The 12,159-nt window shown below is 67.0% G+C and carries 14 protein-coding genes; 6 read left to right on the forward strand and 8 right to left on the reverse strand.

The window, feature by feature from the left end; translation table 11 throughout:
- Window positions 1–34 precede the first annotated feature (34 nt).
- The 7 genes from HCR84_RS12425 to HCR84_RS12455 form a co-directional block, all read right to left on the reverse strand.
- Window positions 35–2,413 (reverse strand): ATP-binding cassette domain-containing protein, encoded by a 2,379-nt coding sequence (locus HCR84_RS12425; RefSeq protein ID WP_166980567.1) that lies wholly within the window; start codon window positions 2,411–2,413, stop codon window positions 35–37.
- A 50-nt stretch (window positions 2,414–2,463) separates the two neighbouring features.
- Complete coding sequence (locus HCR84_RS12430; protein ID WP_166980565.1) at window positions 2,464–2,874, reverse strand: VOC family protein; 411 nt, start codon at window positions 2,872–2,874, stop codon at window positions 2,464–2,466.
- 10 nt (window positions 2,875–2,884) lie between these two features.
- Window positions 2,885–3,328 (reverse strand): helix-turn-helix domain-containing protein, encoded by a 444-nt coding sequence (locus HCR84_RS12435; protein WP_166980563.1) that lies wholly within the window; start codon window positions 3,326–3,328, stop codon window positions 2,885–2,887.
- Between the two features lie 70 nt (window positions 3,329–3,398).
- A complete protein-coding gene (locus HCR84_RS12440; protein WP_166980561.1) occupies window positions 3,399–4,589 on the reverse strand; it encodes a sulfate/molybdate ABC transporter ATP-binding protein in 1,191 nt (396 codons plus the stop codon).
- A complete protein-coding gene (gene modB, locus HCR84_RS12445) occupies window positions 4,586–5,374 on the reverse strand; it encodes a molybdate ABC transporter permease subunit (protein WP_166980559.1) in 789 nt (262 codons plus the stop codon). Before modB ends, HCR84_RS12440 begins: the two co-directional genes overlap by 4 nt.
- On the reverse strand, window positions 5,371–6,159 hold the full coding sequence (modA, locus tag HCR84_RS12450) for a molybdate ABC transporter substrate-binding protein (protein ID WP_166980557.1): 789 nt from the start codon (window positions 6,157–6,159) through the stop codon (window positions 5,371–5,373). Before modA ends, modB begins: the two co-directional genes overlap by 4 nt.
- A gap of 3 nt (window positions 6,160–6,162) precedes the next feature.
- Window positions 6,163–6,564, reverse strand: coding sequence for a TOBE domain-containing protein (locus tag HCR84_RS12455; protein ID WP_166980555.1), 402 nt, complete (start codon window positions 6,562–6,564; stop codon window positions 6,163–6,165).
- 156 nt (window positions 6,565–6,720) lie between these two features.
- Here HCR84_RS12455 and HCR84_RS12460 point away from each other — a divergent pair, with 156 nt between their 5' ends.
- The 6 genes from HCR84_RS12460 to HCR84_RS12485 all read left to right on the forward strand — a co-directional run bounded on the left by HCR84_RS12460 (window position 6,721) and on the right by HCR84_RS12485 (window position 11,108).
- Window positions 6,721–7,947, forward strand: coding sequence for a ThiF family adenylyltransferase (locus HCR84_RS12460; RefSeq protein ID WP_166980553.1), 1,227 nt, complete (start codon window positions 6,721–6,723; stop codon window positions 7,945–7,947).
- Window positions 7,944–9,224 carry a molybdopterin molybdotransferase MoeA gene (locus tag HCR84_RS12465; RefSeq protein WP_166980552.1) on the forward strand — a complete coding sequence of 427 codons (1,281 nt, stop codon included), beginning with the start codon at window positions 7,944–7,946 and terminating at the stop codon, window positions 9,222–9,224. The genes HCR84_RS12460 and HCR84_RS12465 overlap by 4 nt, the downstream gene beginning before the upstream one ends.
- Window positions 9,225–9,385: 161 nt before the next feature.
- Window positions 9,386–9,817 carry a cyclic pyranopterin monophosphate synthase MoaC gene (gene moaC / locus HCR84_RS12470; RefSeq protein ID WP_166981953.1) on the forward strand — a complete coding sequence of 144 codons (432 nt, stop codon included), beginning with the start codon at window positions 9,386–9,388 and terminating at the stop codon, window positions 9,815–9,817.
- Entirely contained in the window at window positions 9,810–10,637 is an 828-nt protein-coding gene (gene mobA, locus HCR84_RS12475; RefSeq protein ID WP_166980550.1) for a molybdenum cofactor guanylyltransferase, read from the forward strand. The genes moaC and mobA overlap by 8 nt, the downstream gene beginning before the upstream one ends.
- On the forward strand, window positions 10,630–10,872 hold the full coding sequence (locus tag HCR84_RS12480; protein ID WP_166980548.1) for a DUF6457 domain-containing protein: 243 nt from the start codon (window positions 10,630–10,632) through the stop codon (window positions 10,870–10,872). The genes mobA and HCR84_RS12480 overlap by 8 nt, the downstream gene beginning before the upstream one ends.
- On the forward strand, window positions 10,869–11,108 hold the full coding sequence (locus HCR84_RS12485; RefSeq protein ID WP_166980546.1) for a MoaD/ThiS family protein: 240 nt from the start codon (window positions 10,869–10,871) through the stop codon (window positions 11,106–11,108). Before HCR84_RS12480 ends, HCR84_RS12485 begins: the two co-directional genes overlap by 4 nt.
- Before the next feature lie 348 nt (window positions 11,109–11,456).
- Here HCR84_RS12485 and HCR84_RS12490 read toward each other — a convergent pair whose 3' ends face one another.
- The gene (locus HCR84_RS12490) at window positions 11,457–12,128 is read right to left on the reverse strand and encodes a helix-turn-helix transcriptional regulator (protein ID WP_166980544.1); all 672 of its coding nucleotides are present in this window, start codon (window positions 12,126–12,128) and stop codon (window positions 11,457–11,459) included.
- Window positions 12,129–12,159: the final 31 nt, after the last annotated feature.

The raw sequence follows: 12,159 nt of genomic DNA on the forward strand, positions 1-12,159 counted from the left end.
CAGGCTTACACCCTTGAGCGCTCATGTCCGTAGCTCAGGCTTGCACGTACTCCGCCAGGTGCTCGCCCGTGAGCGTCGGTTTCTGCGCGACAAGGTCGGCGGGAGTTCCCTCGAACACCACGCGCCCGCCGTCGTGCCCGGCACCCGGGCCGAGGTCGATGATCCAGTCGCCATGCGCCATCACCGCCTGGTGGTGCTCGATCACGATCACCGATTTGCCCGAGTCGACGAGCCGGTCAAGCAAGGCGAGCATGTTCTCGACGTCGGCAAGGTGCAGCCCGGTGGTCGGTTCATCAAGAACCAGGATGCCGCCTTTGTCGCCCAGCTGAATGGCGAGCTTGAGCCGCTGCCGCTCCCCGCCCGAAAGCGTGGTGAGCGGCTGCCCGATGGTGAGGTAGCCGAGGCCGACGTCGACCATGCGCTCGAGGATCTTGTGGGCGGCAGGCACCTTGGCGTCGTCTCGTGCGAAGAACTCGGCGGCCTGGGTGACCGACATCTGCAGAACCTCGCTGATGTTCTTGCCGCCGAAGAGGTATTCCAGCACGTCTGCCTGAAACCGCTTGCCCTCGCACAGCTCGCACGTCGACTCGACGCTCGCCATCACCCCGAGATCGGTGAAGATGACGCCGGCGCCGTTGCACAGGGGGCACGCGCCCTCTGAGTTGGCGGAGAACAGGCCGGGCTTCACGCCGTTTGCCTTGGCAAATGCCTTGCGGATCGGCTCGAGCATTCCCGAATATGTCGCTGGGTTGCTGCGGCGCGACCCCTTGATGGGCTGCTGGTCGACAAGCACGACGTCGTCGTGCTTCGCGAGTGAACCGGTGACGAGCGAGCTCTTGCCCGAACCGGCGACGCCCGTCAGCACACACAACACGCCGAGCGGAATGTCGACGTCGACGTTCTGCAGGTTGTTTGTGCTGGCACCGCGAATCTCGAGAGCATCCGGTGATTTTCTGACCGTGTCTTTCACACGCGACCGGTCGTCGAGATGCCTGCCCGTGACGGTGTCACTCGTGCGAAGATCGTCGACGGTTCCCTCGAACATGATCGTGCCGCCCTCGGTGCCCGCGAGCGGGCCCAAGTCGACAGCGTGGTCGGCGATGCCGATGAGCTCGGGCTTGTGCTCGACGACGAGCACAGTGTTTCCCTTGTCGCGCAGTTGAACCAGCAGCGTGTTCATGCGCGCGACGTCGTGGGGGTGCAGGCCGATGGATGGTTCATCGAACACGTACGTGACGTCGGTGAGGCTCGAGCCCAGGTGCCTGATCATCTTTGTGCGCTGCGCTTCACCGCCCGAGAGCGTTCCCGCAGGCCGGCCGAGCGAGAGATAGCCGAGGCCGATCGTGACGAAGGCATCGAGCGTCTCAGACAGCGCCGTGACGAGCGGGGCTACCGACGGTTCGTCGAGCTGCCGCATCCATTCGGCCAGATCGCTGATCTGCATGGCGTTGACGTCGGCGATGCTCAGCCCACGGATCTGTGACGACCGCGCTGTGTCGCTGAGCCGTGTCCCCTCGCACTCCGGGCAGGTGTCGAACGTGATGGCACTGTCGACGAACCGGCGAATGTGCGGCTGCATCGCCTCGCGGTCTTTCGACAGCATCGAGTTCTGAATCTTCGGGATCAGACCCTCGTACCAGACGTTGACGCCCTCGACCTTGATGCGGGTCGCCGGCTTGTAGAGCAGGTCGTCGCGCTGCTTCGTCGAGAAGTCTTTGATGGGCTTGTCGTTGTTGAAATAGCCGCTGCCTCGGTAGATGCGGCCATACCAGCTGTCTGCCGTGTACCCCGGAACGAGCAGCGCGCTCTCATTCAGCGACTTCGTCTCGTCGAAAAGCGCCGTCAGATCGAAATCGCTCACCTGGCCCCTGCCCTCGCATCGCGGGCACATGCCTCCCACGATGTTGAAGTCGCGTCGTTCCTTCACCGTCTTGCCTCCGCGCTCGAACGCGACGGCGCCCGCTCCGCTGATCGAGGCGACGTTGAACGAGAACGCCTGAGGCGAACCGATGTGGGGGTCACCGAGGCGGCTGAACAGAATGCGCAGCATCGCACCCGTGTCGGTTGCCGTGCCGACCGTTGACCGCGGATCGGAGCCGATGCGCTCTTGGTTGACGATGATCGCCGTCGTGAGGCCCTCGAGTACGTCAACGTCGGGGCGCGGCAGATTCGGCATGAAGCCCTGCACGAACGAGCTGTAGGTCTCGTTGATCATGCGCTGAGATTCGGCCGCGATCGTCGAGAATACCAGCGAGCTCTTGCCCGAGCCCGACACGCCCGTGAAGACAGTGAGACGCCGCTTCGGAATCTCGACGGAGATGTTCTTGAGGTTGTTCTCGCGCGCGCCGACGACGCGAATGGTGTCGTGGCGATCCGCGGCGGCAATGCCGTTCTCAGACGACTCAGTGCTCATCGTTTCTTCTCTTTCGGCTTGTCGGATGCTGTCGATGACCGCCCACTGCCTCAGCGCGCCTGCTTGATGCGAATGAGGTTGCCCGCCGGGTCGCGAAACGCGCAGTCGCGCTCTCCGTACGGTTGGTCAGTGGGCTCCTGCACAATCTCCGTGTCCGTTGCCTGCACCCGTTCGAACAGGCCGTCGAGATCGTCGGAGGCCAGCAGAAGCCAGCCGTAGGTGCCCTTCGCCATCATCTCAGAGATGACGCGGCGCTCGTCGTCTGTGAGGCCGGGGTCAATGGCCGGCGGAGCTAGCAGCAGAGTCACGTCGGGCTGGCCGTGCGGGCCGACGGAGATCCAGCGCATGGTGCCGTTGCCCACGTCGTTGCGAATCTCGAAGTCGAGAACGTCTCGGTAAAACGCCAGCGATTCGTCGGGGTTGGTGTGCGGCAGGACTGTCGTGTCAATGGTGATCGTCATGGTCGTCAGCCTAGAGCGGCGCCTCTTTCGATACTTCTCGATTTCTGATCGGTCGTGAAACCTGCTTCACAATGCAGGCGGGCACACCCTCGTGCCGGTCTGCCGACACCTTGTAGCGCTTTGGGGACATGCCCACCAGTTCGGTGAAGCGCGTGCTGAAGGTTCCCAGCGACGAGAAGCCCACCTCGAAGCAGGCGTCGGTGACGCTGACATCGCCGCGACGCAGCAGCGCCATAGCGCGTTCGACGCGTCGCGTCATGAGGTAGGAGTACGGCGATTCGCCGTAGGCACGCTTGAATTGGCGGCTGAGGTGGCCGGCCGAGATGTTGACGCCACGGGCGAGGGCCTCAACGTCGAGGGGCCGCGCAAACTCGCGGTCGATGCGGTCGCGCACACGGCGGAGCAGCGCGAGATCTCTCGCACGCTGCTCTGCATCACCTTGGGCACGTGCCACGTAAAGATCGTGCCAGCACGGCGCAGCGTTGTCTACGGGCAGACCGACGAATGGTCGGCCAAGCAAGGCATCAAGCAGGGAGCATGCGCAGCTGCGACGCGTCGGGCGAGAACCAGAGCTCGTCGCCCGGTGCCGGCAGATGGCCGCCCGCGAGAGTGCGGGCAGCGGCGAACGGAAGCTCGGCGGCGAGACCCGATGCGTCTTCGAAGCGCACGACGCCGCCCCGCGTCGACACCGCAGACAGGGTCGCCCTCCATGCACCGTCGCCCGGAGACACTGCGGTGCTCGTCACCGCGACGCTCGAGGGCGCGACAATGCCGATCACCGGCTGCCCGTCGGCGAGCGGCTCGGCGGCGGAGCCCACAAGCATCCGGTCACCGACCCAGAGTGCACCCGAGCGCCAGACTCCCCGTACAACGGCGAAGCCCGCGAGCGCAGCGGTGAACGGATGCCGCGGCAGGGCGGCCAGCCGATCGGGAGCTCCCCTGTCGACGGCGGTGCCCTCCGAGAGCACAACGCAGTCGTCGGCAAGCTGCCAGGCATCGGCAAGGTCGTGGGTGACGAGGATGCTCGTCGTCTGCGTGCGCGACAATTCGTCGACGAGCATGCGCCGCACCATCGGGGCGCTCTCGGCATCGAGCGCCGCAAACGGCTCGTCGAGCAGCAGCACACGCGGCTGTGCGGCAAACGCGCGAGCGATGGCGACGCGCTGCTGCTGCCCTCCCGAGAGCTGATGCGGCTTCGCCGAGGAGCGGTGCGCAAGACCGATGCGCTGCAGCCAGTCGTGCGCGATCGCGAGCGATTCTCGACGGCCGCTGCCCTGCGAGCGTGGCCCGAAGGCGACGTTGTGCTCGATGTCGAGGTGGGGAAAGAGGCGCGGCTTCTGGTCGAGCAGCCCGATCTGACGATGCTGCGGCTGCACGCGCGATGCGCCAGTGGACTCCAGATCGCGGCCGTCGAGCCGCACGTGGCCGTCGTCGAGCGCGAGAAGACCGGCGATCGCGTGCAGCAGCGTCGACTTGCCCGCACCATTGTGGCCGAGCACCGCGAGGCAATGCCCCGCAGCAACGTCGAGCTCCACATCGACGGTGAAATCGGCGCGCTGCACCACGATGTGCGCCGCAAGATACCGCTCTGCGGTGGGCGCAGGAGGATCCGGCGTGCAAGCATTCGGAGAACCACCGCGACGCGCCGCATTTTCGGCGGTTCTGTCGGCGTGTCGCTCCGGATCTCCGAATCTCTGCACATCGGAGCCGGTCATCGCACAGCATCCTCTCGCCACGAGCGCATTCCGCCCACGATGACGACGGCGCAGACAAGCAGCAGAAGCGACAGCGCGACGGCGGAGTCCTGCGAGACGCCGACGCCGTTGAACGCCGTGTAGATGGCAAGCGGCATGGTGCGCGTGACGCCCTCAGCATTGCCGGCGAACAGCGCAGTAGCACCGAACTCGCCGATGGCGCGGGCGAAGCAGAGCACGGTTCCGCCGACGAGTCCCGGCATGATGAGCGGCAGCGTCACGCGGCTGAGCACCCGCCAGCGCCCGGCCCCGAGCGTCGACGCGATCTGCTCGTGCGATGTGCCCGAGGTGCGAATGGCGCCCTCGAGGGTGATCACGAGAAACGGCATCGAGACGAACGTCTGCGCCACGACGACGGCGCCCGTTGTGTACGGAAGGCTGAGGCCGGTTGCCTCGAAGATCGGCTGGCCGATGAGCCCCGACCGGCCGAGCAGTGAGATGAGAGCGAGGCCGCCGACGAGCGGCGGAAGCACGAGGGGAATCAGCACGATCGTGCGCAGAACAGCGGCGGTACGGATGCTGGAGCGCGCGATGATCACCGCGAGCGGCGCCCCGACGATGAGGCAGATCACCGTGGCGACCGCGCCCGTCGACACCGAGAGCCACAGCGCCGTGAGAGCTTCGGCAGAGAAGAGATCGCCCGGAAGGGTCTGCCAGCGCACACGCGAGATCAAGCCGACGATCGGCAGCACCAGCAGCGCCAGCGCGGCGATCGCCGGAATGTAAAGCCCGCGCGGAATGGTCACGGCGCCCCGAAGCCGTAGGAGGCGAGAATCTTCTGCCCCGCGTCAGAGAGCACATAGTCGACGAACGCCTTGGCCGCCTCAGGCGACGGAGCGTTGTTCGACACCGCGACCGGGTACCGGTTGACGGCGGCATCGGCGTTCGCGGGAGTGATGCCCTCGAGGGCGTCGCCCGCGGCGGCGACATCCGTTGCGTAGACGAGCCCGGCATCCGCCTCGCCGTTCTTCACCCGAGTGACGACGCTCGTGACGTTCGTCTCTTCGCTCACGGGCGTCACACTGACTCCGGCGTCGTCGAGGAGCGTGTGCGATGCCGCACCGCACGGCACCTCTGCGGCGCACAGCACAACAGAGAGGTCGTCGCTCGCGAGATCGGCGAGGGTGTCGATTCCCTTCGGATTGCCCGGAGCCACGGCGATCTGCAGTGTATTCGTGGCGAAGATCGTGCTCTCGTCTGCCGCACCGGCATCGGTGACGGGCTCAAAGCTGGGCTCGTTCGCGAAGGCGATAACGTCGACGTCTGCACCGTCGACGATCTGCGTCGCGAGGGCCTGAGAGCCGTCGTAGACGATGGGGTCGACGGGGTATTCCGGATGCTCCGCCTCGAACTCCTCGGCAAGCTCGTCGAACGAGCCCTGCAGCGACGCCGCCGCGAAGATGACAAGGGGGAAGGATGCCGTCGCGCTGTCTTCTTGCGGCGACGCCGTGTTCGAGCATCCGGCAAGCAGCAGCGCGGCGACGGCTGTGCTGACGACAGCGGCTGCCGCCCTGCGTTGTCTCGAGCGCATCCGTCAGCTCTCTTTCGCCGTTTCGACAATCACCGTCGTCGACTTCACGACGGCCGTGGCGAGCGAGCCGACCTCGAGGCCGAGGTCACGCACGGCCTCGCTCGACATGAGCGAGACGACGCGGTGCGGGCCGCACTGCAGCTCGACCTGCGCCATCACGGTATCGGCGATCACGTTTGTGACGATGCCGACGAAGCGGTTGCGCGCGCTCGACGCCCGCTGCACCGGATCGTGCGGACCGTGGGCGGAGTCACGCAGATGCGTGGCGAGGTCTGCGCCCTCCACAACAATGCGACCTGCACTGTCACGAGCGGATGCCAGCTGCCCCGAGTCGATCCACCGACGTAACGTGTCATCACTCACGCCCAAAAGCGGCGCGGCCTCGCTGATGCGAAATGCGGTCATATGAGCAGAATAACACCGCATTTGCGGAACTATCCAGAAATGGCGCACGCATTCTGGAATTGCACTTTCATTATGCAAAACTCTGAGAGCACGGCGCTGACGTTATTCACGGCCTCATCACGGGCTTTCCGCGACCGTTCGCGCTAGCGTTGATGCATGGTTCTTCCCCCTCTCGTCACGCCGGCAGACCAGCTGCCCCCGGGCGAACGCGATCGCGCCGCCCGTCAGCTGCGCCTGCCCGAGCTTGGGGAGCCGGGGCAGCGCCGCCTCTTCGCCGCACGCGTCGGCGTTCTTGGCGCGGGCGGCCTCGGCTCCCCCGTGCTGCTCTACCTCGCCTCGGCGGGCGTGGGCACCATTGGCATTGTCGACGATGACGTTGTTGACGCCAGCAACCTCCAGCGACAGGTGATCTTCTCGTCGGCAGATGTCGGCAAGCCGAAGGCGGGAGTCGCGGCCGACCGCATCCGGTCGTTGTCACCGCACACGCGGGTGATCGAGCATCGCGAGCATCTCACCGCCGACAATGCGGCATCGATCTTCGTCGGCTACGACCTCATCATCGACGGCAGCGACACATTTGACACGCGCTATGCCGTCGCCGACGCGTGCGCTGCCCTCGGCATCCCTCTCGTGTGGGGCTCCGTGCTGCGCTTTGACGCACAGGCCACGGTGTTCTGGTCGCGGCCGCCGACCGGGCCGTCCGTCACGCTGCGCGACGTCTTTCCCGTCGCGCCTGCACCAGGCGAGGTGCCGTCGTGCGCCGAGGCGGGAGTGCTCGGCGCGCTCTGCGGTCAGCTCGGCGGCATTCTCGTCACCGAAGCCGTGAAGCTCATCTGCGGCATCGGCGACACGCTGCTCGGCCGCATGCTCGTGCTCGATGCACTCGGCCAACGCCAGCGCGAAGTTCCCTTGGTTCCGGATGCCGCGGCACCAGCTGCTGCCCCAGCGACGCCGAGCCAGGCAGCGCAGCGCCACACCCACGTCGCGCTCGATGAGCTCGACGATGTGGGGGACGCCACGCTGCTCGACGTGCGCGAGCCGTACGAGTTTGCCCGTGGCAGCATCCCCGGCGCCGTCTCTGTTCCCCTGTCGCGGGTGCTCGCCGACCCGGCATCCGTTGAGCTCGACGACTCGGTCGTCGTGTTCTGCGAGGTGGGGCCGCGCGCCCGCTCCGCCGCGCGCGCCCTGGCGGCAGCCCACCCCGACGTTGACATTCGGCTGCTCGACGGCGGCTATGCTGCGTGGGCCGAGCGCGCTGAGGCTTCTGAGCGTTCAGAACGCACTGACCGTTCAGAACGCACTGACCGTTCAGAACGCACTGACCGTTCAGAACGCACTGACCGTTCAGGGCTGTCTGAGCTGTCTGAGAGGAGCCACGCATGAGCGGAACGGAGCACGACACTCATGCACAGCACGCGCACGACGCAGCCACCACGCGCACCGCCGACACCCGGCTGACCAGCGTCGACGCGCATCGGCAGCGCATTCTCGCCGAAGCGCGCGTGCTGCCGACGCATTCCGTCGTGCTGCGCGACGCCCTCGGCCTCGTGCTGGCGGACGACGTGCAGAACCGCTGGCCCGTTCCACTTTTCGACAACTCGGCGATGGACGGCTACGCCGTGCGCCGAGCGGATGCTGTCGCCGGAGCGCGGCTGCGCGTCGTCGCCGATGTCGCGGCAGGCTCGTCCGAAGACCCGTCGTTCGGGGCAGGCGAAGCCGTGCGCATCATGACGGGCGCGCCGCTGCCAACGGCCGCCGATGCGATCGTGCCGCTCGAGAGCACCGACATCGGCACGGCGATCACCGAGACGCCGCCGGAGTTCATCACCATCACCGAGCAGCCGAAACCCTCGGCGCACATTCGCCTCGAGGGCAGCGACGCCGAAGCCGGAAGCATCGCCGTGAGCGCGGGCGTCGAGCTCGGCGCGTGGCAGCTGTCGTCCATCGCCGCCGCCGGGCACGCCACCATCTCGGTGCATCGCCGCCCCCGCGTCGCCGTGATCTCCACCGGCTCAGAACTGATCGATCCCGCGGCGACCCCCGTGCGCGGGCAGATTCCCGAGTCCAACTCCATTCTGCTGTCGGCGGCGCTGCGCGCCTCGAACGTCGAGGTGACGTTGGCAACGACGGTTCCCGACGACAACGACGCGTTGCAGGCCGCCGTCGACGAAGCTCTCGCCGTGAGCGATGCGATCGTGCTGACGGGCGGAGCCAGCGTCGGCGCCTTCGACGTTGTGAAGGCTGTGCTTGATGGCGCAGCATCCATTCGCTTTGACCGCGTGTCGATGCAGCCGGGCAAACCGCAGGGCTTCGGACGTATAGACGGCACACTCGTGTTCTGCCTTCCGGGTAACCCCGTGAGTGTCGCCGCGTCGTTTGAGATGTTCGTGCGTCCCGCCCTGCGCGCCATGGCCGGGCACGCCGACATCGACAGACCGCGCGTCACCCGCACCGCCGCCGTCGGCTGGCGCACCCCCGCCGGACGCACGCAGATTCTGCCGGCGATCTTCAACGACCAGATCGTGCAGCCCGCGTCGCGCGGCGGCAGCGGTTCTCATCTGGTGAGCTCGCTCGCCGATGCCGAGGGGCTCGCAATTGTGCCCGCCGATGTCGACCATGTTGACGAAGGAGACGCGGTGACAGTGATGGTGCTCTCGTGAACGACAACGGTGCTCGGCCCGACGAGCGCGTGCACGCATTTGGAGATTTTGAGCGACACGCCGAGGAAACCGCTTCCCCACACGGCGTGTCGCCAGAAACTCCGAATCCCGAAACACCCGACCAGCCGTTCACCCATCTCGACGAACGCGGCCAAGCGCGCATGGTCGACGTCACAGAGAAGAAGCCGACAGTCCGCAGCGCTACCGCCCGCGGCTTCGTGCGCTGCGCGCCCCACGTCATCGCTGCCCTTCGGGAGGGCACCGCGCCCAAGGGCGACGTTCTCGCCGTTGCCCGAATCGCCGGCATCCAGGCGGCAAAGCGCACCCCAGACCTGCTGCCCCTCGCCCACGTGATCGGCGTGCACGGCGCCGCTGTCGAGCTTGACGTGCGCGAGCACGGCGTCGCGATCGAGGCGACGGTGCGCACCGCCGACCGCACGGGCGTCGAGATGGAGGCGTTCACCGCCGTGAGCGTCGCCGCCCTCACCGTCGTCGACATGGTGAAGGGGCTCGACAAGGCAACGTCGATCGAGAACATCGAGCTGCTCCGCAAGACGGGCGGCAAAAGTGGCGACTGGGTGCGCGGTGGCTGATCGCGGCCACCCCGGAGCAAGCACGACGACAGCACCGGATGCCGCGGCGCAGCCACACGCGGCGATCATCCTTGCGGGCGGCCGCGCCACACGACTCGACGGTGCGGACAAAGCGAGCGTCGAGGTAGACGGACGGATGCTGCTCGACCACGTGCTCGCTGCGGTGGAGGGGTGCTCGACGATCGTCGTCGGGCCGACGCACCTCGCACACGAGCCCGGTCGCGGAGCGATGACCCTCGTTCGCGAAGACCCGCCGTTCACGGGCCCCGTTGCGGCCATCGAGGCGGCGTTCGCTGCACTCGAGGGCGGCACCGCACCTGAGGGCGGCACTGCACGTGAGGGCGGCACTGCACGTGAGAGTGGCACTGTGCCCGGAGAAGGGAACTGTGCCGGCACGAGGACGAATTTGCCGAAACATCCTCCTGCCAGCACAATGCCCTCGTCCCGGCACTCTGCGGAGTTCGTACAGCCGAGCCTGCCGCAGCGCGATACGCCCGCCGAAACGTGGCTGCTCGCCTGCGATCTGCCGCGCGCCGCCGAGGTTGTCGCGCTGCTGAGCACCCCGATTCCCCCGGGCTTCGACGCTGCCGTTCTCGTCGACGCGCGGGGCAAGCGGCAGTGGCTCGCGGGCCGCTACCGCACGGCGTCGCTGCGCTCAGCGGTGGGCGCGCTGCCCGACACCGCGGGGGCTTCCATGCGGCAGCTGCTCGCCGGCATCCGCGTGCATGAGGTGCCGGATGAGTTCGGCGCAAGCGTCGACCTTGATACCTGGGCGGCGATCGACGACTATCGAAGCAAGAGAGAGGACACCCATGGCTGACACACCTGCTGAGCTCGACGAGTGGACCACCGAGCTCGCCACGGCGCTTGGCATTGACGCAAGCACGGTGCCGACGTCGGAGCTTCTCGACCTCACCCGCGATGTCGCGCACGGAATCACGCGCCCGGCCGGACCCGTATCGACGTATCTCGTCGGCATCGCCGTCGCGCGCGGAATACCTCTGGATGAGGCCGTGCGCACCACGCGCGAGCTTGTGGAACGGAGAACAGCATGATTCGCGTTCGCTACTTCGCCGGAGCGGCGGATGCCGCGGGCCGCGACGAAATGCACCTCGACGCGGCGTCGACGGTCGGTGCCCTCAAACGGCACCTTGCCGAGTCGCACGGCGCCGAGTTCGCCGGCGTGCTGGGGCGATGCTCGCTCATGGTGAACGGGTCGCGCCTCGGCGACGATGCGGCGATTCCGGATGCCGCGACGGTCGACGTGCTGCCGCCCTTCGCCGGCGGCTAGGCACAGTCGCCGGCACCGGCATCAACTCGCTCAGGGGCAGAGAGGGAGGCGATGCCCAGACCCGGCCGGACCAGCGGATCGATGCGGCCGGCTGTCACCGGCGCAGACAGCATCACCGAGATCCGCGCTCCGTACGACAGCACATTCGGCACCCGCCGCCCCGCCGACGCCTCGTCGAGAAGGTTGTGAAGGCAGGCCTCGAGGCCAAGCCCGAACTCGGCATACAGATCGGATCGGGAGGAGACTCCGGCGAATCAGAACTCGCCGCCGAGGCAGCAGTAGCTCCGCTCGCTGCTCGAGCGCGCACCCACCCGCGAACCGCGGCCTGACTCCGCGCCGCGCTTTGCGTTACTCGGAGACCGCGGGGCGATGCAGCCGAACGAGACACAATTCTGATTCGACAAAGGGAAGCAGCGTCGTCTCGTTCGTCTCTCGGCCGAGCCGACGCACGATGCCATCAAGCAAGCCGCGGTGAGCAGCGCAGACAACCTCGGGATGCGCCGCCGCCACGTCACGGAACGGACAGGCGTGCAGCGCGATCGTTGCATCGGAGTCGCCTCCCTGCATCTCAGGGGCGAAGCCGATGGCGTCGAACACACGCATGAGCGGCTCCTCGATGCCGCCGGCTGCGTCGTCGACGTCGCGGTCATATAGTCGGGCCCACCTGTCGCCAGCGTCGTACGCTCGCGGCGATGCCGCGTCGCCATTGCTGGCTAGGGCGTCAGCGAGCACGTCGTTGAGCTGCCGCTGAGCATCCTCGTCTCGAGCCTCCGGAACGGCGAGAAAGGCAATCCTCGGTCGCCCCCTCTGCCCGCCATGGTGAACTTCACGGCGCACGAGCGACGCCCGCTCCAGCTGATCGAGGTGAAATCGGGCGGTCGTAATATGGATGTCGAACCGTTCGGCGATGACAGCGGCGTCGACGGGCTGTGACGTTTCCTGCAGCACACGCAGAATCTCGCGTCGGATCGGAGAGGCAAGTGCCGAGTGCCTGTCCTCACCGTTCTCGTGGACCGTCATCGCTTCAGAATACTGTCGTGGCTTCACAAAT

The sequence above is a fragment of the Paramicrobacterium fandaimingii genome, from assembly GCF_011751745.2.
GTDB classification, from domain to species: Bacteria; Actinomycetota; Actinomycetes; order Actinomycetales; family Microbacteriaceae; genus Paramicrobacterium; species Paramicrobacterium fandaimingii.